This is a genomic window from Lysobacter sp. CA199 (genome assembly GCF_052078715.1).
Lineage (GTDB): Bacteria > Pseudomonadota > Gammaproteobacteria > Xanthomonadales > Xanthomonadaceae > Lysobacter.
In genome coordinates this window covers 63,200-86,221 of sequence record NZ_JBQJIL010000002.1, presented here as the reverse complement: position 1 = coordinate 86,221, position 23,022 = coordinate 63,200, and the positions used below count along the sequence as shown (strand labels likewise).

Annotated in this window: 21 protein-coding genes; 14 read left to right on the top strand and 7 right to left on the bottom strand. The window is 67.1% G+C overall.

Going from position 1 to position 23,022, the window contains the following annotated elements; all coding sequences use genetic code 11:
- Positions 1-16: 16 nt before the first annotated feature.
- Entirely contained in the window at positions 17-310 is a 294-nt protein-coding gene (locus ACTOWJ_RS03210; RefSeq protein WP_441333147.1) for a hypothetical protein, read from the bottom strand.
- A gap of 29 nt (positions 311-339) precedes the next feature.
- Here ACTOWJ_RS03210 and ACTOWJ_RS03205 point away from each other — a divergent pair, with 29 nt between their 5' ends.
- Positions 340-1,506 carry a benzoate/H(+) symporter BenE family transporter gene (locus ACTOWJ_RS03205; RefSeq protein WP_441333146.1) on the top strand — a complete coding sequence of 389 codons (1,167 nt, stop codon included), beginning with the start codon at positions 340-342 and terminating at the stop codon, positions 1,504-1,506.
- A gap of 452 nt (positions 1,507-1,958) precedes the next feature.
- Positions 1,959-2,315, top strand: coding sequence for a hypothetical protein (locus tag ACTOWJ_RS03200; RefSeq protein ID WP_441333145.1), 357 nt, complete (start codon positions 1,959-1,961; stop codon positions 2,313-2,315).
- Between the two features lie 64 nt (positions 2,316-2,379).
- Here ACTOWJ_RS03200 and ACTOWJ_RS03195 read toward each other — a convergent pair whose 3' ends face one another.
- The gene (locus tag ACTOWJ_RS03195) at positions 2,380-2,835 is read right to left on the bottom strand and encodes a hypothetical protein (RefSeq protein WP_441333144.1); all 456 of its coding nucleotides are present in this window, start codon (positions 2,833-2,835) and stop codon (positions 2,380-2,382) included.
- Positions 2,836-2,959: 124 nt separating this feature from the next.
- On the opposite strand from ACTOWJ_RS03195, the gene ACTOWJ_RS03190 reads away from it, so the two are divergent.
- The 3 genes from ACTOWJ_RS03190 (at position 2,960) to ACTOWJ_RS03180 (ending at position 5,720) form a co-directional block, all read left to right on the top strand.
- Positions 2,960-3,976 carry a transporter gene (locus ACTOWJ_RS03190; RefSeq protein WP_441333143.1) on the top strand — a complete coding sequence of 339 codons (1,017 nt, stop codon included), beginning with the start codon at positions 2,960-2,962 and terminating at the stop codon, positions 3,974-3,976.
- Positions 3,977-4,175: 199 nt separating this feature from the next.
- Positions 4,176-4,316: a hypothetical protein gene (locus ACTOWJ_RS03185; RefSeq protein WP_441333142.1), complete on the top strand. Its 141-nt coding sequence runs from the start codon at positions 4,176-4,178 to the stop codon at positions 4,314-4,316.
- A gap of 144 nt (positions 4,317-4,460) precedes the next feature.
- The gene (locus ACTOWJ_RS03180) at positions 4,461-5,720 is read left to right on the top strand and encodes a YcaO-like family protein (protein WP_441333141.1); all 1,260 of its coding nucleotides are present in this window, start codon (positions 4,461-4,463) and stop codon (positions 5,718-5,720) included.
- A gap of 47 nt (positions 5,721-5,767) precedes the next feature.
- On the opposite strand, the gene ACTOWJ_RS03175 is transcribed toward ACTOWJ_RS03180, so the two are convergent.
- The 3 genes from ACTOWJ_RS03175 to ACTOWJ_RS03165 form a co-directional block, all read right to left on the bottom strand.
- On the bottom strand, positions 5,768-6,955 hold the full coding sequence (locus ACTOWJ_RS03175; protein WP_441333140.1) for a M23 family metallopeptidase: 1,188 nt from the start codon (positions 6,953-6,955) through the stop codon (positions 5,768-5,770).
- Between the two features lie 235 nt (positions 6,956-7,190).
- The gene (locus ACTOWJ_RS03170) at positions 7,191-8,654 is read right to left on the bottom strand and encodes a hypothetical protein (protein WP_441333139.1); all 1,464 of its coding nucleotides are present in this window, start codon (positions 8,652-8,654) and stop codon (positions 7,191-7,193) included.
- 133 nt (positions 8,655-8,787) lie between these two features.
- Positions 8,788-9,543, bottom strand: a complete 756-nt coding sequence (locus tag ACTOWJ_RS03165) for a glycoside hydrolase family 16 protein (RefSeq protein ID WP_441333138.1) — start codon at positions 9,541-9,543, stop codon at positions 8,788-8,790.
- Positions 9,544-9,792: 249 nt separating this feature from the next.
- Here ACTOWJ_RS03165 and ACTOWJ_RS03160 point away from each other — a divergent pair, with 249 nt between their 5' ends.
- A complete protein-coding gene (locus ACTOWJ_RS03160; RefSeq protein WP_441333137.1) occupies positions 9,793-11,397 on the top strand; it encodes an alkaline phosphatase D family protein in 1,605 nt (534 codons plus the stop codon).
- Between the two features lie 641 nt (positions 11,398-12,038).
- Here ACTOWJ_RS03160 and ACTOWJ_RS03155 read toward each other — a convergent pair.
- Entirely contained in the window at positions 12,039-12,305 is a 267-nt protein-coding gene (locus ACTOWJ_RS03155) for a hypothetical protein (protein WP_441333136.1), read from the bottom strand.
- Positions 12,306-12,329: 24 nt separating this feature from the next.
- Here ACTOWJ_RS03155 and ACTOWJ_RS03150 point away from each other — a divergent pair, with 24 nt between their 5' ends.
- Positions 12,330-13,733: a pyridoxal phosphate-dependent decarboxylase family protein gene (locus tag ACTOWJ_RS03150; protein ID WP_441333135.1), complete on the top strand. Its 1,404-nt coding sequence runs from the start codon at positions 12,330-12,332 to the stop codon at positions 13,731-13,733.
- Positions 13,734-13,772: 39 nt separating this feature from the next.
- Here ACTOWJ_RS03150 and ACTOWJ_RS03145 read toward each other — a convergent pair whose 3' ends face one another.
- On the bottom strand, positions 13,773-15,050 hold the full coding sequence (locus ACTOWJ_RS03145) for an MFS transporter (protein ID WP_441333134.1): 1,278 nt from the start codon (positions 15,048-15,050) through the stop codon (positions 13,773-13,775).
- Between the two features lie 494 nt (positions 15,051-15,544).
- Between ACTOWJ_RS03145 and cyoA the strand changes: the two genes are divergently transcribed.
- The 7 genes from cyoA to ACTOWJ_RS03110 all read left to right on the top strand — a co-directional run bounded on the left by cyoA (position 15,545) and on the right by ACTOWJ_RS03110 (position 22,766).
- Positions 15,545-16,594, top strand: coding sequence for a ubiquinol oxidase subunit II (gene cyoA / locus ACTOWJ_RS03140; RefSeq protein WP_441333133.1), 1,050 nt, complete (start codon positions 15,545-15,547; stop codon positions 16,592-16,594).
- 70 nt (positions 16,595-16,664) lie between these two features.
- Positions 16,665-18,671, top strand: coding sequence for a cytochrome o ubiquinol oxidase subunit I (gene cyoB, locus ACTOWJ_RS03135; protein ID WP_441333132.1), 2,007 nt, complete (start codon positions 16,665-16,667; stop codon positions 18,669-18,671).
- Positions 18,664-19,299: a cytochrome o ubiquinol oxidase subunit III gene (gene cyoC / locus ACTOWJ_RS03130; RefSeq protein ID WP_441333131.1), complete on the top strand. Its 636-nt coding sequence runs from the start codon at positions 18,664-18,666 to the stop codon at positions 19,297-19,299. Before cyoB ends, cyoC begins: the two co-directional genes overlap by 8 nt.
- On the top strand, positions 19,296-19,712 hold the full coding sequence (gene cyoD / locus ACTOWJ_RS03125; protein WP_441333130.1) for a cytochrome o ubiquinol oxidase subunit IV: 417 nt from the start codon (positions 19,296-19,298) through the stop codon (positions 19,710-19,712). The genes cyoC and cyoD overlap by 4 nt, the downstream gene beginning before the upstream one ends.
- Positions 19,713-20,033: 321 nt before the next feature.
- Positions 20,034-20,810, top strand: coding sequence for an SURF1 family protein (locus tag ACTOWJ_RS03120; RefSeq protein WP_441333129.1), 777 nt, complete (start codon positions 20,034-20,036; stop codon positions 20,808-20,810).
- 8 nt (positions 20,811-20,818) lie between these two features.
- Positions 20,819-22,189, top strand: coding sequence for an ATP-binding protein (locus tag ACTOWJ_RS03115; RefSeq protein WP_441333128.1), 1,371 nt, complete (start codon positions 20,819-20,821; stop codon positions 22,187-22,189).
- The gene (locus ACTOWJ_RS03110) at positions 22,182-22,766 is read left to right on the top strand and encodes a response regulator transcription factor (RefSeq protein ID WP_441333127.1); all 585 of its coding nucleotides are present in this window, start codon (positions 22,182-22,184) and stop codon (positions 22,764-22,766) included. The genes ACTOWJ_RS03115 and ACTOWJ_RS03110 overlap by 8 nt, the downstream gene beginning before the upstream one ends.
- The last annotated feature ends 256 nt before the right edge of the window (positions 22,767-23,022 follow it).

The following is a 23,022-nucleotide window of genomic DNA, read 5'->3' as shown; positions in this document are numbered from 1 at the left end:
CGCGGCGGCGGAAACGTCAGTGCCGCATATGCTGCGGCTGCGAATCCACCTGCGTGGTGTTGTTCTGCGCCTGCGCATTGGTATTGGGCGGGGTCTGCGCCAGTCCCCTCTGGCTCACTTCGCGCGAACTGTGCGCGATCGACTGATTCGCCGCCGCCTTCGGGCCGGGCCCGCCCCAAGCTTCGGGCCCCTGCCACGAAGCAACCGCGGCTTCACCACAGTCGATGCCTGCGCAAACTGCGAACGGCGCCTCGCGCAACGACGAAAGTTCCACCCGGCATCGCCTCGCCCAAGGCAATTGCCGCATCATGACCGCCTCCCCCGCCGATCGGTTCTTGCATGCGAGTGTTGCGCGATCTGTCGCTGTCCGCGGTCACCGCGGGTTTCGTCGCCGTCCTGGTCGGCTTCACCAGTTCGGCCGCCATCGTGTTCAGCGCCGCGCAGGCCTCCGGCGCCGATCAGGCGCAGATCGCCTCGTGGATGTGGGCGCTCGGCATGGGCATGGGCCTGACCTGCATCGGCCTGTCGCTGCGTTACAAGGTGCCGGTGGTGACGGCCTGGTCGACCCCGGGCGCGGCGATGCTCATCACCGGCGCGGCCGGATTGCCGCTGGCGGAAGTCGTCGGCGCGTTCGTGGTCAGCGCGGCGCTGACCACCTTGTTGGGTTTCAGCGGCTGGCTCGAGCGCCTCCTGAGCCGGCTGCCGACCAGCCTGGCCTCGGGCATGCTCGCCGGCGTGCTGCTGCGCTTCGGCTTGAACGTGTTCACCTCGATGGAGCAACGCTTCTGGCTGGTCGCGGCGATGTTCGTCGGCTGGCTGCTGGCGCGGCGCTGGAGCCCGCGCTATGCGGTGGTGATCACCCTGGCGATCGGCGTGGCGATCGCCGCGGCGCAAGGCGAACTGCATCTGGAACGGCTCCGCTTCGCGGTGGCCATGCCGATCTGGGTGACGCCGCAATTCTCGCTGGCGGCGATCGTCGGCGTGGCGGTGCCGCTGTTCGTGGTGACCATGGCCTCGCAGAACGTTCCCGGCATCGCCATCCTGCGCGCGCACGGCTACCAGGACACGCCGGTCTCGCCGCTGATCGGCTGGACCGGCCTGACCAATCTGCTGCTGGCGCCGTTCGGTGCGTTCGCACTGAGTCTGGCGGCGATCACCGCGGCGATCTGCATGGGCCACGACGCCCACGAAGACCCGCGCAAGCGCTACACCGCGGCCATCGCCGCCGGCGTGTTCTATCTGCTGACTGGCGTGTTCGGCGCCACCGTGGCGGCCTTGTTCGCGGCGTTTCCGCAGCAACTGGTGCTGGCGATCGCCGGCATCGCCTTGTTCACCACCATCGGCAACGGTCTGGCGGCGGCGGTGCACGATCCGCAGGAACGCGAGCCGGCGCTGATCACCTTCCTGGTTACCGCTTCGGGCGTCAGCGCGTTCCAGATCGGCTCGGTGTTCTGGGGCATGGTCGCCGGGCTGTTGGCGTTGGCGGTGTTGCGGGTACGCAAGTGAGCCGCGGCGATGGCGCCCGATCACACTCAGACCGATAACACTCAGACCGACGGCACTCAGGCCGACCGCGCCCGGGCCGGGCGCGCCGGCCGCGAGCGACTGGCACGGCCGGCTGCATCTGGACCAGGATTTCGCAGCGCTGTACGCCGCCATCGGCGATGCCGCATCGCCACTATTGCCACCAAGTGGTCCGCGGCGAGGCGATCTCGGCCTGGACCGAACAATGTCGTTCCGAGCCGGTGCGAGGGCGCTGAGGCTTGGTGTCGAGGCGGGTGCGGCATGGGTCGATCCGGCGATGAGGGCGCCGCGGTGTCGCGGCCGCTGCGCTGTCGGGGCCTGAACGAACGGCGCATCGCGGCGGCCGTCGGCGAGGTCCAAACTGAGCAATGCCGCGCATTTGCCGGGTGCATGCGCCGGCTATGCTCCGGGCAATCGATCCGGGAGCCCAACGCATGGAAGCCAGCCAAGGCCGGTCTGCCGCCGTCGCCGGACTGTTGGCGCAGCTCGATCCGGACCGCGCGAGCGCCCGCCGCTTCAGCCCCGGCCTGATCGTGAGCCTGTCGCTGACCCTGCTGCTGGTCCTGCTCGCTTCGGCCCATGCGATGTTGCGGCGCGATCCGCCGCCGCCCGCCGCCGCCGCCCTGCCGGACATCGAGGTTGCGACCAACGCGCACCATATCAACGCCGTCGACCGCGCCGACCCGTTCACCGGCCAGGGCATCGTCGAAGACCTGGTCGAGTTCCGCTGCGTGGACGGAGTGCGCATGCGCAAGCAAGCCAGCAGTTACACCCAGGTCGGGCGTTGCTGATCGGCGAGCGCGGCGGACGCCGAACGCGGGTGACGCCGAACACGCCTGCGCCGTCACGCACAGCTCAGGCGTCGGTTGCCGGACTCCAGCGCAGACACACGTAAACGCCTTCGCTCTTGTCGCGCAACACGCCCATGCGCCCCCAACTGGCGACGACCGGATCGGCGGCCACGCCGGTCGCGGTGCGCAGCCACCGGCGATGCACGGCCAGACGCGCCTGGACGCTGGCATAGAAGCCCGCTTCGTCCAATCCGCGGTGTTCGCGCGGCGTCAGGCACAAGGACAGGCTCGCCAGCCGGGCCGCTTCGAAACGCAGGGTCGCTTCGGCCAAGGCACCGTTGTGCTCGCGGCTGACGCGGGCTATCCGCTCGGCGATGCGAAGCGCATCGACCTCGAAGACCCGGTCCTCGCCGGGCCAATGCCTCGGCACGTGATGAATCGGCATCCCCGGGCGCAACGCGCATTCGAAGCCGTGCAAGGCGCCGTCGACGGGGGCGATCGTGTATTGGGCGAAGGTCATGGGCTCGGGCGGCGTCGGCGGGCTTGGAACATCGCGAAAACGGCTCACAAGCGCGGCAATGGTGGGAGTTGTCCGCGGTTTCCGCTAGCTTAAGCGAGCCGCCCGCTCCAATAGCCGTCCACGTATGCGCATCGCCGATTCCAGTTACGGTTCCAACCAGGACGGCCTGATCTGGGGGTATCGCTTCGTGCCGGGCCAACCGGCGCAGACGATCAGCACCGATGCGGTCGCGCAGTTCCTGGTTGCGCCTGCCGACGACGAGGACCGCGGCTTCCTGTGGCTGCATTTCTCCTTGTCCAACACCGGCAGCGAGCGCTTCCTGCGCCGCGCCCTGGAATTGCCCGACGCGTTCTACGACAGCCTGCGCAGCGAAGTCGGCTCGACCCGGCTGGAGCTCGACGACGGCGCCTTGATCGCGGTAATCCACGACGTCCTGTTCGATTCCAGCTTCGACGCATCGGAAGTCGGCACCACCAGCCTGTGCATCGGTCCCCGGCTGCTGGTCAGCGCGCGCTTGCGGCCGCTGCGCTCGGTCGACCAGTTGCGCGCGGCGGTGCGTTCAGGACAAGGCTTCCGCTCGCCGGTGGAACTGCTGGCGCATCTGCTGCGCGATCAGGCCAGCGTGCTCGGCGAGATCCTGCGCAAGTCGACCCTGCAGGTCGATCGGATCGAAGACCGCTTGTTGGCCAATCGCATCTCCACCGACCGCACCCAGATCGGCGCGCTGCGACGCAGCCTGGTGCGCTTGCAGCGCCTGCTCGCGCCCGAGCCGACCGCGCTGTTCCGCCTGCTCAACCGTCCGCCGGACTGGATCGACCACGACGACATCCAGGACCTGCAGCAGGCCGCGGAAGAATTCTCCACCGCCATCGGCGACTCGGCGGCGCTGGTGGAACGGGTCAAGCTGATCCAGGAAGAACTGGCCGCGCTGGTCAACGAGCAGACCGGCCGCACCTTGTTCGTGCTGACCGTGGTGACCGTGCTGGCGCTGCCGATCAATCTGATCGCCGGCCTGTTCGGCATGAACGTGGGCGGCATGCCGCTGGCCGAGAGCGGGCACGGCTTCTGGACCGTGGTGGTGGGGTTGTTCGTATTGACCGCGATCCTGGCCTATGCCGCGTTCGGGCGGCGCCGAGACTGACCTTGCCGGCCCGCCGGTTCAGCCAGGGCGGCGGAGACATACCGCTGGCCTCGGTCACAGTTTCGCGCATCCGGCGCTTCGCCGGGCCTGCGCCTTTGGTATAGAGGTCCGGCAGCCAGCGGACGGCGATAGCCCCTTACGCGCCGCTCTGCCCGGCTGCGACCTGTTTCATCGGACGAACCACCATATGAGGGACTATATGAAGAAGCACATCGATATGCCGTTGATCATCAAGAGCCGTCCGTATCTGATCGAGGCCGTGACCACGCTGGAAGCCCAGCAGATCAAGCCGGAACTGACCGACGACGAGCAGGCCTTCCTGGAACAGCACGCTAAGTAACTGCAGGCTAGATAACAGCAGGCCTAGTAAGCGCGACCGGCGCAAGCCGTCGCGAGCAGGTATGGGCGACGGCACGGAGGCCTCTCCGTGCCGTCGTGTCCGCGGCGTCCGCGCGCCGCGTCCCGCGCGAAGGAGAGCGCGAACGTGATTCCCCTGGAACGAGAACGCAGCCTCGACGAGGCCGAACGGATACTGCGCGGCTTTCTCGACGCGCAAGGCTGGCGCGCGGAACTGCAAGACACCGGCGAGCCGTTCGCGGCGACGATCTGCACGCTCTACGACGACGACGGCAGCCTGCTCGGCAACGGCTTCGGCAAGGGCGAGCCGGAACCGGCGCGGGTCGGCGCGCTGTACGAAGCGGTCGAACACCTGTTCACCGGCAAGACCCCCGCGGACGCCGCGCTGAGTCTGCGCAGCGGCGCCGACTGCCTGAGCGACGCGCGCCTGACCGAGCTGCCGTTCCGCGCCGCGTTCGCGCGACAGCCCGATCGCCATCTGGCCTGTCGCGCCTATCGTTCCTTCGTCGACGGCGAACCCGAGGCGGCGCTGCCGCTGTTCCTGTCCTACCCCACCTATCTGGACTGGCGCCCGCCGCAGGACGATTTCGATTACGCCAGCGCGCTGCGCTTCGGTTCCAACAACGGCACCGCGATCGGCGGCAGTTTCGCCGAGGCGGCGGTGCACGCGATCGGCGAACTGGTCGAGCGCGATGCCTGGTCGTTGTTTCTGGCCGCGCATTTTCTCGGCGATCCGGCCGGTTACGGCTACCGCATGGACGCCGACGATCTGCCCGCGACCTTGGCCCGCTGCCTGCGCCAGGCCAGCGCGCAGTTGCAGCGCCAGATCGTGCTGATCGACGTCACCAGCGACCTCGACGTGCCGTGCTACATCGCCACCGCCACCGACCTGGGCGAGGACGAATTGCTGCATCCCTGCGGTTACGGCGCCTCGCTCTACCCCGAACACGCCGCCACGCGCGCGATCACCGAACTGGTGCAGGGACTGGAGTTGCCGCGGCTGGCGCCCAGGCTGCGCGGCCATTCGCGCAGACTGCTCGATGCGCTGGCCGCTTATCCCAAGTTGCGCGACTGCGCGGTGTTCGAGATCGACGCCGTGCGTCTGCGCCGCGGCCGCTGGCGCCAGGACGCGCCCGCACCGATGCCGCCGGCCGGGCTGCTGCAAACCCTGCTGACGCGCCTGCGTGCGCGCGACATCGACCTGCACTACGCGATCAACCACGACGAGCCCGGACACTTCTGCGTCGTCAACGTGGTGTCGCTGGCGCTGGAGCGGTTCTTCCTGGTCAGCTCCGGCATCGTCATGGCGCCGGGCCGGCGCGGCCGGCGATTGTTGGAAACGTTGTCGCCGGCGGCGCCGGCGGATGCGCAGATCAGTGCGGCCTGATCGCGGCCCGACCACAGCCTGATCGCGGAAAGTTCGGCGCAGAAAGTTCAGCGCGGAAACTCGATCACCGCGTTGGACGCCGGCAGTTCGTCGCGACGCTGCGGCTCGACACCGGCCGGTAACGCGTCCCAACGCTGCTTGCCGAGCCCTTCGAACTGCGAGTAATGCCCCAGCAGACGGAAGCCGGCGAAGCCATACGGCAGGCCTTCCGCCGCCAGCGGCACACGACCGTCGGCGAGATGGAAATGCAGGTGCGGGCCAGTGGAGTCGCCGGTGAACCCCAATTCGGCGATGGTCTGGCCCACCCGCACCTTGTCGCCCTCGCGCACCTTCACGCTGCCCGTGCGCAGGTGCTCGTAGGTGGCGAAACGCCCGTCGGCCAGCGCCAGCACCACGTAGTTGCCGGGCGCCTGGCCGAACGCGTGCTTGGGATTGAGCGAGACCCGCGCGGCCTCGTCGACGCCGTCGCGCGCCACCGCGACGGTGGCGTCGGCCACCGCCAGCACCGGCTCGCCATAGCCCAGCGAATCGGACACCAGGTCCTGATCCTTACCGCCGCGGCCGGTACGGCCATCGCCGTCGAGCCTGACCCAATCGATGGCGTAGCGGCCGGGCAAGCGCGCGCGCCCGTCCAGGGTGTAGAACACGCGCCGATGGCCGCGCGGCCATTGCGGCGCGTAGATCGCGATCCACGGTCCACCGCGCAGCGGCGGGCCCAATTGCAGCGCGGGCGCCGTGCCGATCGCGATGCTCGCCCCTTCCACGACCACGGTCTCGACGGAGCCGGTCTTATCGGAGCCGGTCTTGTCGGAGCGGGTCTTGTCGGAGCCGGCCGCCGTGAATTCCAGTGCATGGCGCAAGCGCTTGGGCACGACGCCGCCCGGCTCGACCTCCAGATAGATCACTTCGCGCTCGCCCGGCCGCAAGGCGCCGGTCTCGCCGGACTTGCGGCCGATGATCCGGCTGCGCGCGGCCAATTCGGAACCGGTAAAGCTCGCCAGCGCGGTGCCGCGGTCGGCATCGACGATGCGCAGCGCCGTCGGAGTCAACTCGCGCTCGCCGAAGTGGCTCAGATGCAATTCGTAGATCAACCGCGGGCGGCCTTCCACCGACACCGGCGCCGGCGGCTGCGGCACGCTGAGGTCGAAACTGTCGAACAGCGCGGCCGCGCCGGCGTCAGCGGCCAGACCGCACAGCAGGATCACGGTCGATACCAAAGCGAGCGGGCGCGGCATGCGTGCGGATCCTGGAGGGCGGCGGCAGCGCAGCATCGGTCCGCGCCGCCACCGCGTCCCATGCCATTTGTCATCCGCCGCGGCGACGCCCGCGGTACGGTTAATCCTCCAGTTCATCGTCGCGCATGCGAACGCGCGTTGCGGCCGAACATCCTTCCGCAACGCGCGGCGCGGCAAACGCACGAGGCCCGCGACGATGCCGCGGGCCCCGCATCGGGCAGCGAACGCGCGCGGATCAGTTCACGTCGATCACCACCACGCTCATCCACGGCACGCTGACGCTGATGCGTCCTTGCGAGAACGCGGCCGCATTGGCGACCTTGGCCGGAGGCTGGTACTGGGCGCCGCCGACGAAGTTGGCCGGATCCATGCCGCGCGCGTGACGCCAGGCGGTGTAGCGGCCGCTGGCGGTGCCGGTCAACGCGATCACGGCCTGCCGGTCGGTGGTTTCGGATTTGTTGATGAGCACGATCTTCTTCGCGTTGTCGGTGGCGAACACCTCCAGGTCCGATACCTGGGTGCTGGCCGCGACCATCGACTCGCCGTAACGCCGCGACCATATCCCGCCGCTCCAGGCCGACACGCCCCAATACGCCGGCAGCCGCAGTTGCTTGCCGGCGGGCTGATCGTTGCGGTCGGTGCCGTCGGTGAGCAGGCCCAGCGGCCCGTTGTTGTCCGAGTACTGATAGGCATTGCCGCCGGCGCGCAACACATGCCCGATCAACGAGGCGGTGTGCACGGTGTTGCGCGAGGTGTAGAACGACGCGCGCCACTGCGCCCCGTACCACGAGTTGTAGTTGAACTCGCCGAGTTGGATCGCGATGCCGCCCGCGCGGTCGCCGAAGTACTGATCGATCTCGTTGCGCAGCCAGGCGATGGCCGCGCCGTAATCGGCGGTGGTGCCCAGATTGCCCAAGGGGCTGCCGCTGCCGTACTTGTGGAAATCGACCACGTCGGTGTCGGCATGGCTGGCGGCGAAGAACTGGCGGAAATCGCCGTATTTGTAATCGGCCCAGGTCACCAGCGAGGGGCCGGCCAGCGACAGCGACTGCGCGCTGGCGCCGCGCATCGCGGTGGCGATGGCGTGGAACCCGTCGCTGCCGTTGCCGCCGTGGATGTAGGGATCCATGCCGAAGCCGTTATCGGGTTCGTTGCCGATGATGTAGTCGACCACCGGGCCGCCGCGCTGGCCGCCGTTGTCGTTGAAGTAGCGCACCAGCGCCGCCGCGTCGCCGGCGCGGATATCGTTGTCGTTGCTGGTGCCGCCCACGGCGATCATCGGGATGCCGCCGATGCCCTTGATCGCGCGGATATAGGCCTCGCCTTCGTTGCCGCCGTGGATGCCGCCGGCCGCCGAGCCCACCTGACCGTCGTGATGGAACAGCGGAATGCGCCATACCAGCGGCCCCAGATCGGCCAGGTATTGGCGCCATTGCGCGCTGTTCGGTCCCTTGATCAGATTGCTGCCGCCGTCGGCGAAGGTGGAGACGGTCGAGCCCAGCGAATATTCGGAGGTCGGTTGGCCGTGCGCGGTGAAATCGACGAAGACGTTCGCGGCCGGAGCCGCGAGGCGGGTCGCGTCGGCCGCCGACGCCACGGTGGCCAAAGCGGCCAGGCCGATGGCGACTGCGCTCTTGAGCGCGGCCTGGGCCCAACGGTGGCGTGCGCGCCCGGGAAAAGCATGGGAAACGATTGGCATCACAAGTCCTTGCACTGTGGGAAAGAACGCCGCGGCGACGCGCAGCGCTGCGCCGCCGCGGCTGGTGGAGAGCGAAATCCGGCGCGAGCGAGCGAGCAAGCGCGCCGGAAGAATCAAGCGATCGGCGGCCCGCTCAGGGCAAAGCCGAAACGCGCACGTAATCGACGGTCATCGTGCTGTCGAGCGCCGGGTCGGGCGTGCCGGCATAGGAGCCCACCGCGATGTTCAACAACACCGTCGACGGCGAAACCGCGGGCACCGCATACGGCAAGGTCCGCGCCAGCCGGCCGTCGACGTAGAACGAAGCGGTGGCCGTGGGGCCGGCGCTCCAACGCACTTCGTAGACATGCCATTGGGTCGGATCGATCGCGTACTCGCCGCCCTCGCCCGAGGTGTCGGTATGCACGTGGTACTCCGGACGCCAGCGCGAACCGTTGAGGCCGTTCTCCATCAAGTCCAGTTCGCCGTGCCGCGGCCACGCCGCCTCGGGTTGGCCCAAGGTCCAGATCGCCGGCCATGCGCCGGACTGCCAGCCCGACATGCGCGCGCGCACCTGCACCCGGCCGCGGGCGTGGGTTTGCCGGCTCATCAAGCGCGCCGAGGTGTAGCGATAGCCGTTGTAGTCCTCGCGCCGGGCGGTGATGACCAACTGACCGCTGCCGTTGAGGCGGACGTTGTGGCCGCCGTCGGTGTAGCACTGCTGCTCGGCGCCATTGCCCCATTCGCAACCGGTCTGCTGCTCCCATTTGTTCGGATCGGGTTGGCTGCCGGCGGCGCCGTTGAACTCGTCGTTGAACACGTAGGCCTGGGCCTGCGCCTGGGCGCAGAGCGACAACGACAGGGCGCACACGGCCCATGGCAGGCAGGTGGACAGACGGATCGGCGACATGGGCGGAGGTCCTGGATGGAGGTGGCCGCGACGTTAAGGGCGCAAGCTGTCGCTCACCTGTCGAACGGGTCACTTCGGCGAGAAGCGCTTGTACGCGATGTCGAAAGCGGAATGGGGCTCGCTAATTGGCGCGATCCGACGCGGCCCGGCGCTCCCGCCCGCCCCCGGCTGCGGCCGCAGATGACAGCCATAAGACTGCCATCTGCACAGGCTAGGGTCGGGTCTCCCCCCACAGTGCGAGCCGACGCCATGCACGATCACGATTCCTTCCGCCGCCGTTTTCTGTTCCAGTCCGGCAGCGCCCTGGGCCTGGGCGCTCTCGGCGCCGCCCTGCCGGTCCTGCCCGCGCTCGCCGCCGGACCGCATCCGATCACCGCCGAATCGGCGCGCCCGCAATTGCCCTACGGCCTGCAGTTCGGCGATGTCGGCGAACGCGGCGCGACGGTGTGGGCGCGCAGCGACCGGCCGGCGCGGATGTGGGTCGAGATCGGCGACGAGGACGGCTTCCGCCGCGCCCTGCGCCTGCGCGGGCCACTGGCGACCGCGGCCAGCGACTACACCGCGCGCCTGGACGTTCCGCTGCTGCCCGGCCCGGCCCAACGCAAGGTCCGGGTCGCCTTCGAAGACGCGCGCAGCGGCGTGCGCAGCGCCTGGAGCGAAGGTCGCCTGCGCGCCGCGCCGTGCGGCTCTCGCCATGGCCGCGGCCGCCCGGTGCGCTTCGTCTGGGGCGGGGACGTCGCTGGCCAGGGCTGGGGCATCAATCCGGAGATCGGCGGCATGCGCATCTTCGAAGCCATGCGTCTGCGCGATCCGGATTTCTTCCTGCATTCGGGCGACACCATCTACGCCGACGGCCCGATCGCCGAACAGGCCCAGGCCGAGAACGGCCGCGTATGGCGCAACCTGGTCGCCGAGGGCGTGCACAAGGTCGCCGAAACCCTCGACGAATACCGCGGCCGCTACCGCTACAACCTGCTCGACGACAACCTGCGCCGCTTCGCCGCGCAGGTGCCGCAGTTGTGGCAGTGGGACGATCATGAAGTGGTCAACAACTGGTCGCCGTCGAAGGATCTCAGCGCCGATCCGCGCTACATGGTCAAGGACATCGACGTGCTGGTGCGGCGCGCGCGTCAGGCCTTCCTGGAGTACTCGCCGCAGCGCCAAAGCGGCGATCCGCGCAGGCAGCGCATCGAACGGGTTATCCATTACGGGCCGCTGCTGGATGTGTTCATGCTCGACATGCGCAGCTATCGCGGCCCCAATACCGACAATCTGCAAGCCGCGCCCGGCCCGGACACCGCGTTTCTCGGCCGCCGTCAACTGCGCGAACTGGCCGAGGGACTGCGCCGCTCGCGCGCCACCTGGAAGATCGTCGCCGCCGACATGCCGCTGGGATTGCACGTACCCGACGGTACCGACGCGCAAGGCCGGCCGCGCTGGGAAGCGGTGGCCAACGGCGACAACGGCCTGCCGCGCGGCCGCGAGCTGGAGTTCGCCGAGCTGTTGCACGCGATCCGTCACGTCGACAACGTGGTCTGGCTGACCGCCGACGTGCACTACTGCGCGGCCCACTACTACGATCCCGGTCGCGCCGCGTTCCAGGATTTCTCGCCGTTCTGGGAATTCGTCGCCGGCCCGCTCAACGCCGGCGCGTTCGGACCCAACGCGCTCGACGGCAGCTTCGGCCCGCAGGTGGTGTTCCAGAAAGCGCCGCCATCGCCGAACGCATCGCCGCTGGCGGGCTATCAGTTCTTCGGCGAGGTCAACATCGATCCCGATACGCGCGCGCTCAGCGTCGACCTTCGCGACCTGCACGGCGACAGCGCGTTCGCCAAGACGCTTTCAGCGACCTGAACCACGCGTTGAACCAGCCGACTGCGGCCGATTCGCGCGAGCGCGGACCGGCCGTCGTCGTTCTGGCGCACTGCCCATGCGCTGCCCATGCGCTGCCCATGCGCGGCGCAAAGCGACGCGATGCGTCGCCTCGAATTCGATCCGACTCGATCCGAGCGGATCGAACTTCAGCAGCGGTCACGCCGCGGCAATCGCCGCATCACGCTCGCTATACATCGCTCACCGATACTCACCGCGCAAACCCGATCGCGCACATCGCGCATCGCCTGTTTCGGCCCTGCATCGCACTTCACAACTGCGATCACATATCGACAATACCCGCGAAATCAAGGCGAATTCGCAATGCCACGCGACACTCGCGCGAACGATGCAAAGCAAAGCACGCGCGATTGATTCTGTGATACCTCGCGATGCGCAATGCGATAGGCATCGCTACTTCGACACACGAACGCGCGCGATCGTTGACCGACGCAACACCAGGACGTAACACTGTCCTGGCAGTTTTGATCTAACCATTTCGTCGCAACCGCCGACGGCGCGCATACCGATTACAACAAGCGCGCATCTCCCGTTCGGCCGCGTATGCGCAGTACACGCGATTCATTCTTCGTGACACGGAGCAAGTCCTTTGAAGAAGTTCATCAGCGCCCGCACGCGACCCCAGGGTCGTTCGATTCCTCGCCCGATCCGGTTCGGCATCGCCGCCGGAACGGCACCACGCGTCCGCGACTCATACGGCGATGCGTCGCCGGAACGCTGTCGCCCATGAGTCGCGCGCACTGACCCGATTCCCACGCGTCGAACGTCCCGGTTTTCGATTCGCCCGCCTTCGCGCCGTCGCCACTGGCGCGAATCGGTGATCGCCTCGACACGCCGGGCCTGTCGTTGATCGCAATGCCGATCGCCATCGATCACCGCCGAGCGCGGTGGCCGTGCCGTGCGCATTCGCATCGTCGCGCCTTCGCGTTTCCCGCCCGCCGCGCCGCTGCGCCACCGTTTCCCGCTCACCGTTGCCCTTCCCCTTCCCCGCTTACGAGACCGCGCCCATGATGTCCACGCTGAATGTTCCGTTGAATGTTCCCGGACGCAAGACCCTTCCCGCCCGCGGACGGCCCTGGAGCGAACTGCAGGAAGCCCTGACGGATCTGCGCAGCGACGACGCCGACTGGCGCCATGGCCGCGGATCGCTGCACGTCTACTACGCCGGCGAGGACGTGCTCGATGTCGCCCGCCGCGCCTATAGCATGTTCATCAGCGAGAACGCGCTGGCGCCGACCATGTTCCCGAGCCTGCGCAAGATGCAGGACGACCTGGTGCAGATTTCGCTGTCGTTGCTGGGCGGCGGCCGCGACGCCTGCGGCACCGTCACCTCCGGCGGCAGCGAGAGCGTGATGCTGGCGGTGCGCAGCGCCTACCGCGCCTTCCGCGCCAAGCGTCCGCAGGTCCGGCGTCCGCATCTGCTGCTGCCGGCCAGTGCCCATCCGGCGTACGACCAGGCCGCCGAAGTGATGGGCCTGGACGTGATCCGGGTGGCGATCGGCGGCGACTACCGCGCCAACGTCCAGGCGCTGGCGCAATGCGTCGAGCACGAGACGATGATGATCGTCGCCTCGGCGCCGTCGTTGCCGTTCGGCATGATCGATCCGATCGAGGAACTGGCGCGCATCGCCCGCGAACACGAAGTCTGGTTGCATGTGGACGCGTGCATCGGCGGTTTTCTGGCCCCACACGTGGCGCGCTTCATGACCGGCGTGCCGCGCTTCGATCTGGGCATCGCCGGAGTCCGCTCGCTGTCGGCCGATCTGCACAAGTTCGGTTATGCCGCCAACGGCGCCTCGGTGGTGCTCTACGCCGATGCCGAGGATCAGGCGCATCAGTTCTTCGAATACAGCGACTGGCCCAAGGGGCTGTATCGCACCGAAACCCTGTCGGGCACCCTGCCCGGCGGCGCGGTGGCCGCGGCCTGGGCGGTGATGCATTACCTTGGGGGAAACCGGCTATCGCACCCTGGCGCAGCGGGTCATGCATCTGCGCGACCGCTACATCGAAGGCATCGAACGCATTCCGGGCCTGCACGTGCTCGGCGCGCCGCATCTGAGCGTGATCGCGTTCGGCTCCGACGAGTTCGACATCCACGGCGTCGGCGATGCGATGCAGCAACGCGGCTGGCATATCAGCCGCCTGACTCATCCGGCCGCGCTGCACATGACCGTCACCCCGGTGCACGATCAGGGCGTGGATGCGTATCTGGAAGATTTGGAGCGCTGCGTGCAACGCCAGTACTGAGGTGGCTCTGCTGCGCTCCCTCTCCCGCTTGCGGGAGAGGGCCGGGGTGAGGGCCCGCTCACCTCAGGACAAAGCGCCCCTCACAAGGCTCAGCTGCGCAGGTTCAAGGCCCGGTTCACGGCCAACGCGGCCATGGTGCAGATCGCGCCGGAGAGCAGATACACGCCGATAAAGCCCAAGCCGAAATGCGCGCTCAAGCCCAACGCGACCAGCGGCGCGAACGCGGCGCCGATCAGCCAGGCCAGGTCCGAGGTCAGCGCGGCGCCGGTGTAGCGATACTTGGAACCGAAGTTGGCGGTCACCGAACCGGCGGCCTGCCCGTAGGACAGGCCCAGCAGGACGAAGCCGATCAGGATGAACGCGTCCTGGCCCAGATCGCCCGAAGCCATCAGGGTCGGCGCGAATCCGCTGAACATCGCGATCGCCGCGGCCAGCGCGGCCAGAGTGCGCGGCCGGCCGAAGCGGTCGGCGATCCAGCCCGAGGCCACCACCGCGCCGGCGGCGAGGCAGGCGCCGATGATCTGCACCACCAGGAACTGAGTCACCGACTGATCCGAGTACAGCAGGATCCACGACAGCGGGAAGATCGTGACGATGTGGAACAGCGCATAGCTGGCGAGCGCGGCGAACGCGCCGATCACCACATGGCGGCCCTTGGCGCTGAACAGTTCCAGCACCGGCGTGGGTTCGAGTTCGTGCTCGCCCAGTTCGCGTTCGTACTCGTGGGTGACCACCAGGCGCAGCCGGGCGAACAGCGCGACCACGTTGATCGCGAACGCGGCGAAGAACGGATAGCGCCAGCCCCAGTCGAGGAAGTCGCTGCGCGGCAGCGCGGTGTTGAGGTAGGCGAACAACGCCGCGGCGATGATGAAACCCGCCGGCGCGCCGAGCTGGCCCAGCATCGCGTACCAGCCGCGGCGTTCCTTGGGCGCGTTGAGCGCGAGCAGCGACGGCAGGCCGTCCCAGGAACCGCCCAGGGCCACGCCCTGGCCGAGCCGGAACAGCGACAGCAACACGATTGACAACGGGCCGATGGTGCCGAAGCCGGGCAGGAAGGCGATGCCCGCGGTGCAGGTGCCAAGCAGGAACAGCGCGATGGTGAGCTTGGTGCTGCGATCCCAGCGGCGCTGGATCCACATGAACAACACGGTGCCGAACGGACGCGAGATGAAGGCCAGCGCGAAGATCGCGAACGACCACAAAGTACCTTCCAGCTTGCCCAGGTGCGGGAAGAACACCGAGGGGAACACCAGCGCCGAGGCGATGCCGTAGACGAAGAAGTCGAAGTATTCCGAAGTGCGCCCGATCACCACGCCGACCGCGATATCGCCCGGCGCCACCTCCGCGTGCGAACCGGTGCTGTGCACCGATACGGTCTGGGAGGAAGCATCTGTATTTGCGTGATTGGGCGTATGCATCATGGAGTCGGCTGTAGTGCGTGGCGCGATTCGGGCCTGAGTGGTTTGCGTAAACAGGCGGATACGTTCAGTTAGTGCGGTTACGCGGTAGCATGAGGACGCGAATAGATTTCTGTACTCATTGAACGACGGGCGGCGACGAACCTTACCTGTCGTCATTCCCGCGAAGGCGGGAATCCAGAGACTTCAAGCGTTCTCGCACGAAAGGCACTGGATTCCCGCCTTCGCGGGAATGACGTCTTGAAGTGGCGCGGCGACCCGATGGTCACAGCGGCCTTCACCCAACACCCATCGCCCCGAACCCGGGAACGCCGCTAGCTTCCCACCACCCGCCCGGCGCTGCCATAGGACAAAACGTCCAATCGTCGTCACAGTCCGCGCGGCCTAAAGTGGCGCCCATCGCCGCGGCTGTCGCGGCCTTGTCGTGCACCCGCGTCAGGTTGATGAACGCTATCAAATCCCTGCTTCGACCCCTGCTTCTGCTCAGCGCGCTGTTGCCGCTGGCGGGCTGCAATACGATCCTGCTGAACGCGCCCGGCGACGTGGCCGCTCAACAGGGCGATCTCATCGTCGTGTCCACCGTGCTGATGCTGCTGATCATCGTGCCGGTGATCGCGCTGACCCTGTTCTTCGCCTGGCGTTACCGGGCCTCGAACAAGGCCGCGGTGTACAAGCCCGACTGGGACCACTCGACCCAGTTGGAGCTGCTGATCTGGGCCGCGCCGCTGCTGATCATCATCGTGCTCGGCGCGATCACCTGGGTCAGCACCCACACGCTCGATCCCTACCGCTCGCTCAACCGGATCAAGGCCGGCCAGCCGGTCCCGGCCGACGTCAAGCCGCTGGTGATCGAAGTGGTGGCGCTGGACTGGAAGTGGCTGTTCCTCTATCCGGAGCAGAACATCGCCACGGTCAACGAGATCGCCGCGCCGATCGACCGTCCGATCCAGTTCAAGATCACCGCCTCGTCGGTGATGAACTCCTTCTACATCCCCGCCCTGGCCGGTCAGATCTACGCTATGCCGGGCATGGAAACCAAGCTGCACGCGGTGATGAATCACCCCGGCAACTACGAAGGCTTCTCGGCCAACTACAGCGGCGAAGGCTTCTCGCACATGCGCTTCCGCTTCCACGGCGTGAGCCAAGCCGACTTCGACGCGTGGGTCGCGCAGAACCGCGCCACCGGCAAGACCTTGCAGCGCGCCGATTACCTGGAACTGGAACGCCCGAGCGAGAAGGAACCGGTGCGCCGCTACGGCGCGGTCGCGCCGGGCCTGTACCAGGCCATCCTCAACCGTTGCGTGGACTCCACCAAGATGTGCATGGACGAGATGATGGCCATCGACGCCGGCGGCGGCCTGGGCCTGAACACCAATGCGCTGGCGCCGCGCCGTCGCGGCGACCTGCGCGGCGGCCCGGTGGTGGCCTCGGCGATGTGCGTGACCGAGCCGACCGCCGCGCCGAACTGGGGCGTCGCCACGCTGGCGCCGTGATCGCAAACCGAAGCTTTCAACAGGCGCGCGCCACGCGCGCCGAGTCCGCGAGCGGACTTTTGGAGTGAAGATGTCTGAACCGTCCAACCAAGCCTCGCTGATCTTTGGCCGGCTCAGCTGGGAATCGATCCCGCTGCACGAACCGATCCTGATCGCCACCTTCGCCATGGTCGTGCTCGGCGGTCTCGCCGTGCTCGGCGCGGTGACCTACTTCAAGCTCTGGGGTTATCTCTGGAAGGAGTGGTTCACCAGCATCGATCACAAGAAGATCGGCATCATGTACGTCATCCTGGGCCTGGTGATGATGCTGCGCGGCTTCGCCGACGCGATCATGATGCGCCTGCAGCAGGCGATGGCCTTCGGCGAGAACGCCGGCTACCTGCCGCCGGAGCACTACGACCAGATCTTCACCGCCCACGGCGTGATCATGATCTTCTTCGTGGCCATGCCGCTGGTCACCGGACTGATGAACTACCTGGTGCCGCTGCAGATCGGCGCGCGCGACGTGGCGTTTCCGTTCCTCAACAACTTCAGCTTCTGGATGACCGCCTGCGGCGCTGCGCTGGTGATGGCATCGCTGTTCATCGGCGAGTTCGCCAAGACCGGCTGGCTGGCGTATCCGCCGCTGTCGGGCATCGCCTACAGTCCCGGGGTCGGCGTCGACTACTACATCTGGGCGCTGCAGATCGCCGGCGTCGGAACATTGCTGTCGGGCATCAACCTGATCGCGACCATCGTCAAGATGCGCGCACCGGGCATGAGCATGATGAAGATGCCGGTGTTCACCTGGACCTCGCTGTGCACCAACGTGCTGATCGTCGCCGCATTCCCGGTGCTGACCGCGGTGCTGGGGCTGTTGTCGCTGGACCGCTACGCCGGCACCAACTTCTTCACGAACGATCTGGGCGGCAACCCCATGATGTACGTGAACCTGATCTGGATCTGGGGCCACCCGGAGGTCTACATCCTGATCCTGCCGTGCTTCGGCATCTTTTCCGAGATCGTCTCGACCTTCAGCGGCAAGCGCCTGTTCGGCTACGCCTCGATGGTCTACGCGACGGTGGTGATCACCATCCTGTCCTACCTGGTGTGGCTGCACCACTTCTTCACCATGGGCTCGGGCGCCAGCGTCAACTCGTTCTTCGGCATCACCACGATGATCATCTCGATCCCCACGGGCGCGAAGATCTTCAACTGGCTGTTCACCATGTACCGCGGGCGGATCCGCTTCGAGGTACCGATGCTGTGGACGATCGGCTTCATGGTCACCTTCACCATCGGCGGCATGACCGGCGTGCTGCTGGCGGTGCCGCCGGCCGACTTCGTCCTGCACAACAGCCTGTTCCTGATCGCGCACTTCCATAACGTGATCATCGGCGGCGTGCTGTTCGGCCTGTTCGCCGGCATCAACTTCTGGTGGCCCAAGGCGTTCGGCTTCAAGCTCGATCCGTTCTGGGGCAAGTGCTCGTTCTGGTTCTGGATCACCGGCTTCTTCTTCGCCTTCATGCCGCTGTACGTGCTGGGGCTGATGGGCGTGACCCGCCGCATGAGCCACTTCGAGGACCAGTCGCTGCAGATCTGGTTCGTCATCGCCGCCTTCGGCGCGGTGCTGATCGCCATCGGCATCGCCTGCATGCTGATCCAGTTCGCCGTCAGCATCCGCCGCCGCCACGAGCTGCGCGACGAAACCGGCGACCCGTGGCAGGGCCGCACCCTGGAATGGTCGACCTCCTCGCCGCCGCCGGACTACAACTTCGCCTTCACTCCGGTGGTGCACGACAACGACGCCTGGCACGACATGAAGCAGCGCGGATTCGAGCGTCCTACCTCCGGGTTCCTGTCGGTGCACATGCCCAAGAACACCGGCGCCGGCGTGGTGATCGCCGGCCTGAGCACGCTGTGCGCGTTCGCGATGATCTGGCAGATGTGGCTGGTCGCCGGCGTGTCCTTCGCGGCGATGCTGATCGCCGCGATCGTCCACACCTTCAACTACAAGCGCGACTACTACATCCCGGCCGAGCGAGTGGCCGAGACCGAAGCCCAGCGCACGCAACAACTGGCCGCCGCCCATGTCTGACGCCCACGCCATCGCTACCCACACCGCCCAGGGACAGCCGTTGTTCCTGGACCTGAAGGGCAAGCACCATCCGCAGAACGGCACCCTGCTCGGGTTCTGGCTCTACCTGATGAGCGACTGCCTGGTGTTCGCCTGCCTGTTCGCCGTCTACGGCGTGCTGGGCCGCAGCTACGCGGCCGGCCCGTCGGGCGCGGATCTGTTCGATCTGCAATTGGTGGCGATCAACACCTCGATGCTGTTGCTGTCGTCGATCACCTACGGCTTCGCGATGATCGCGATGCAGAAGCGCAAGGTCGCCGCGGTGCAGGGCTGGCTGGCGATCACCGGCCTGTTCGGCCTGGCCTTCATCGGTCTGGAACAGTACGAGTTCGCGCACCTGATCGATGAGGGCGCCGGTCCGCAGCGCAGCGCGTTCCTGTCCTCGTTCTTCGCCCTGGTCGGCACCCACGGCCTGCACGTGACCTTCGGCATCGTCTGGCTGGTCACGCTGATGGCGCAGGTCGGAAAACACGGACTGACGCCGGAAAACCGCCGTCGCCTGCTGTGCCTGTCGATGTTCTGGCATTTCCTCGACGTCGTCTGGATCGGCGTCTTCACCTTCGTCTATCTGATGGGAGTGCTGCCGTGAGTCAGCCCACCGACACGCATCGCCATGACCACGCGGCCCATGAAGGCGGCGATCACGATCATGGCCACGACGATCACGACGACGGCGCCCACGGCAGCATCGGCAGCTACACCATCGGCTTCGTGCTGTCGGTGGTGCTGACCGCGATTCCGTTCTGGCTGGTCATGGCCAAGGTCATCCCCAATTCGAGCCTGACCGCGGTGGTGATCCTGGCCCTGGCCGTGGTCCAGATCGTCGTGCACATGATCTACTTCCTGCACATGAACACGAAGTCGGAAGGCGGCTGGAACATGCTCGCACTGATCTTCACCATCGTCATCGTGGTTATCACCCTGGCCGGCTCGTTGTGGGTCATGCATCACCTCAACACCAACATGATGCCGATGATGCACGATATGCGGAACATGCCCTGATTCGGGATTCGGGATTCGGGATTCGGGATTCGGGATTCGGGATTCGGGATTCGGGATTCGGGATTCGGGATTCGGGATTCGGGATTCGGGCACAGCGTATCTACCTACCGTCATTCCCGCGAAGGCGGGAATCCAGTGACTTCAAACGTTCTCGCACGAAAGGCACTGGATTCCCGCTTTCGCGGGAATGACGAACTGGAAGGATTACGCTGAAGTCTCTGGATCCCCGACTTCGCGGGAATGACGACCCGGAGAGATGACACACAAGGTTTTCGACTCCCGTTTTCGATGACCACCAGCAACAACATAAGAGGTCCACTCATGACCGCGAATCCTGCCAAGCGCCCACGCGGCCGCTTCGCGATGACGGTCCTGTCGCTGGTCTTCATCGCCGCCTTCCTCGGCCTGATCGCATTGGGCGCGTGGCAAGTCCAGCGCCGCGCCTGGAAGCTCGACCTGATCCAGCGCGTCGAAGCACGCGTGCACGCACCGCCCGGCGCGGCGCCGGGCCCGGCCGAGTGGCCCACGGTCAACGCCTCGCGCGACGAGTACAAGCACGTGCGCCTGCAAGGCCGCTACTTGCCCGGCCACGACACCCTGACCCAGGCGGTGACCGAACTCGGCCCGGGTTTCTGGCTGATCTCCCCGTTCCGAACCGGCGACGGCACGGTCGTGCTGATCAATCGCGGTTTCGTGCCGAACGCGCGCGCAGTGCCCGCGACCGTGCCCACCGACGCTCAGATCGATGGCTTGCTGCGTCTGAGCGAACCCGGCGGCGGTTTCATGCGCAAGAACGCGCCCGCGCAGAACCTGTGGTACTCGCGCGACGTCCAGGCGATCGCCGCCGCACGCGGACTGTCGCCGGTGGCGCCCTACTTCGTCGATGCCGACCGCACCGCGCCGTTGCCGAGCGATCCCAAGGCCCGACCGGTCTGGCCGGTCGGCGGTCTGACGGTGATAAAGTTTCCCGACAACCATCTGCAGTACGCGCTGACCTGGTTCGTGCTGGCCCTGATGGTGGCCGCGGCCGCCTGGCGCGTGGCGCTGGAAGAACGCCGCCTGCGCCGCAAAGCGCTCGACCTCGACGACAGACCATGAGGACGCCGATGCAGGACTCTCCGCTTTCGCGCACCGAACCCCACGGGCCTGCATCGCAACCCTCCGCTCCGATGCCGCCGCTCGACGAGCCCGGCGCGGCGACCTCGCGCGACAGCGCCGGGGTCAAGAACATGCACCAGCTGATCCAGTTGCGCTGGATCGCGGTGATCGGCCAGGTCGCGACCATCGCCTTCGTGCATTTCGGCTTCGGCATCAAACTGCCGTTGATGCCGATGGCGATCGTGCTGGCCTGTCTGGCCGCGTTCAATCTGGTCAGCATGCTGCGCTGGCGCCACCGCGTGGAGGTCACCAACGGCGCGCTGTTCCTGGCCTTGCTGGTGGACGTCCTCACCCTGACCGCGCAGTTGTACCTCAGCGGCGGCGCGGCCAATCCGTTCGTGTTCCTGTATCTGCTGCAGGTGGTGCTGGCCGCGGTGCTGCTGCGCACCTGGGCCAGTTGCGCGGTGGTGGCGGTCACCAGCCTGTGCTTCATCGCCCTGACTACCTTCGCCGGCCCCGTGGTGATTCCCGCCGACCCGACCCGCGGACTGGCCGATCCCTACGTGCAGGGCATGCTGTTGTGCTTCGTGCTCAACGCGACCTTGCTGGTGGTGTTCATCACCCGCATCGGCCGGATCCTGCGCGCGCGCGACGCGCGCCTGGCCGATCTGCGCCAGCGCGCCGCCGAGGAAGAACACATCGTGCGCATGGGCCTGCTGGCTTCCGGCGCAGCGCACGAGTTGGGCACGCCGCTGGCGACGCTGTCGGTGATCCTCGGCGACTGGCGGCGCATGCCGCAGTTCACCCAGCAGCCCGAACTGCTGCAGGAACTCGACGAAATGCAGACCCAGCTGACCCGCTGCAAGAGCATCGTCACCGGCATCCTGCTTTCGGCCGGCGAAACCCGCGGCGAAGCGCCGGCGCCGACCAGCGTGGTGCGGTTCCTCGACGATCTGGTCGAGGAGTGGCGCGGCACCCGCCCGGTGCGCGGATTCGACTACCACAACGGCTTCGGCGAGGATGTCGCCATCATTTCCGATTCCGGCCTCAAGCAGATGATCTGCAACGTGCTCGACAACGCGCTGGAGGCCTCGCCGGGCTGGGTCGGGCTGGAGTCGTGGCGCGATCAGGACAAGCTGGTGCTGCGGGTCAGCGACGCAGGCCCGGGCTTCGCCCCGGCGATGCTGTCGCATTTCGGCAAACCCTATCAGTCCAGCAAGGGCCGTCCGGGCGGCGGGCTCGGGCTGTTTCTTTCGCTCAACGTGATCCGCCAACTCGGCGGCAGCATCGTCCCGCACAATCGCGAACCCAGCGGCGCGGTGGTGACGATGAGCCTGCCGCTGTCTGCGCTGAGCGTCAGCGAGGCCGACGATGACTGAGCCCTGCGAACCCGACGCCGGCACGGCCGCGGCACCCGATGACGACGAGTCCCGGCGCCTGTTGATCGTCGAAGACGATGCCGCGTTCGCGCGCACGCTCAGTCGTTCCTTCGAGCGTCGCGGTTACATCGTGCACAACGCCAGCCACCTGTCCGACGTGCAGGCGCTGCTGCGAATCCATTCGCCCGGCTACGCGGTGGTAGACCTGAAACTGGCCGGCGGCGATTCGGGCCTGACCTGCGTGCAGGCCCTGCACGAACACGATCCGGACATGCTGATCGTGGTGCTGACCGGTTACGCCAGCATCGCCACCGCGGTGGAGGCGATCAAACTCGGCGCCTGCCACTACCTGGCCAAACCGTCGAACACCGACGACATCGAAGCCGCGTTCGGCCGCGCCGAAGGCGATGCGACGGTCGAACTGACCGAACGCCAGACCTCGATCAAGACCCTGGAATGGGAGCGTATCCACGAGATGCTGGCCGCCACCGACTTCAACATCTCCGAAACCGCGCGGCGGCTGGGCATGCACCGGCGCACGCTGGCGCGCAAGCTCGGCAAGCATCGGATCAAATAAAACCGCGGCGCCGCCGCGACGTGCGCCGGTTTGATCGATCGCGCGTGCAGATTCAGCTGACTGAATAACGCATGTGCGACTTGAGCAACATTATTTGTCGTACCCGAAAAATCTGCGCCGCGCGCTGCGCGGCTTGGCATGGTTTATCCACACCTCGCCCCTGCGTTCGCACAAACGTTGCAGATCTGCATCCTGCTCGATGACCGCCCGGCGCCGACGGCTGCGTTAGTTCTGCTGCGACACCTGGAACCCCCGC

What these genes read in the sequence shown, in the direction of transcription:
- cyoC (WP_441333131.1), top strand. Translation starts at nt 18,664, where the DNA reads ATGTCTGACGCCCACGCCATCGCTACCCACACCGCCCAGGGACAGCCG.
- ACTOWJ_RS03160 (WP_441333137.1), top strand. Translation starts at nt 9,793, where the DNA reads ATGCACGATCACGATTCCTTCCGCCGCCGTTTTCTGTTCCAGTCCGGC.
- ACTOWJ_RS03120 (WP_441333129.1), top strand. Translation starts at nt 20,034, where the DNA reads ATGACCGCGAATCCTGCCAAGCGCCCACGCGGCCGCTTCGCGATGACG.
- ACTOWJ_RS03170 (WP_441333139.1), bottom strand. Translation starts at nt 8,654, where the DNA reads ATGCCAATCGTTTCCCATGCTTTTCCCGGGCGCGCACGCCACCGTTGG.
- ACTOWJ_RS03155 (WP_441333136.1), bottom strand. Translation starts at nt 12,305, where the DNA reads ATGGCGATCGGCATTGCGATCAACGACAGGCCCGGCGTGTCGAGGCGA.
- ACTOWJ_RS03195 (WP_441333144.1), bottom strand. Translation starts at nt 2,835, where the DNA reads ATGACCTTCGCCCAATACACGATCGCCCCCGTCGACGGCGCCTTGCAC.
- ACTOWJ_RS03205 (WP_441333146.1), top strand. Translation starts at nt 340, where the DNA reads ATGCGAGTGTTGCGCGATCTGTCGCTGTCCGCGGTCACCGCGGGTTTC.
- ACTOWJ_RS03200 (WP_441333145.1), top strand. Translation starts at nt 1,959, where the DNA reads ATGGAAGCCAGCCAAGGCCGGTCTGCCGCCGTCGCCGGACTGTTGGCG.
- ACTOWJ_RS03210 (WP_441333147.1), bottom strand. Translation starts at nt 310, where the DNA reads ATGATGCGGCAATTGCCTTGGGCGAGGCGATGCCGGGTGGAACTTTCG.
- cyoB (WP_441333132.1), top strand. Translation starts at nt 16,665, where the DNA reads ATGTCTGAACCGTCCAACCAAGCCTCGCTGATCTTTGGCCGGCTCAGC.
- ACTOWJ_RS03115 (WP_441333128.1), top strand. Translation starts at nt 20,819, where the DNA reads ATGCAGGACTCTCCGCTTTCGCGCACCGAACCCCACGGGCCTGCATCG.
- ACTOWJ_RS03190 (WP_441333143.1), top strand. Translation starts at nt 2,960, where the DNA reads ATGCGCATCGCCGATTCCAGTTACGGTTCCAACCAGGACGGCCTGATC.
- ACTOWJ_RS03165 (WP_441333138.1), bottom strand. Translation starts at nt 9,543, where the DNA reads ATGTCGCCGATCCGTCTGTCCACCTGCCTGCCATGGGCCGTGTGCGCC.
- cyoA (WP_441333133.1), top strand. Translation starts at nt 15,545, where the DNA reads ATGAACGCTATCAAATCCCTGCTTCGACCCCTGCTTCTGCTCAGCGCG.
- ACTOWJ_RS03110 (WP_441333127.1), top strand. Translation starts at nt 22,182, where the DNA reads ATGACTGAGCCCTGCGAACCCGACGCCGGCACGGCCGCGGCACCCGAT.
- ACTOWJ_RS03185 (WP_441333142.1), top strand. Translation starts at nt 4,176, where the DNA reads ATGAAGAAGCACATCGATATGCCGTTGATCATCAAGAGCCGTCCGTAT.
- ACTOWJ_RS03175 (WP_441333140.1), bottom strand. Translation starts at nt 6,955, where the DNA reads ATGCCGCGCCCGCTCGCTTTGGTATCGACCGTGATCCTGCTGTGCGGT.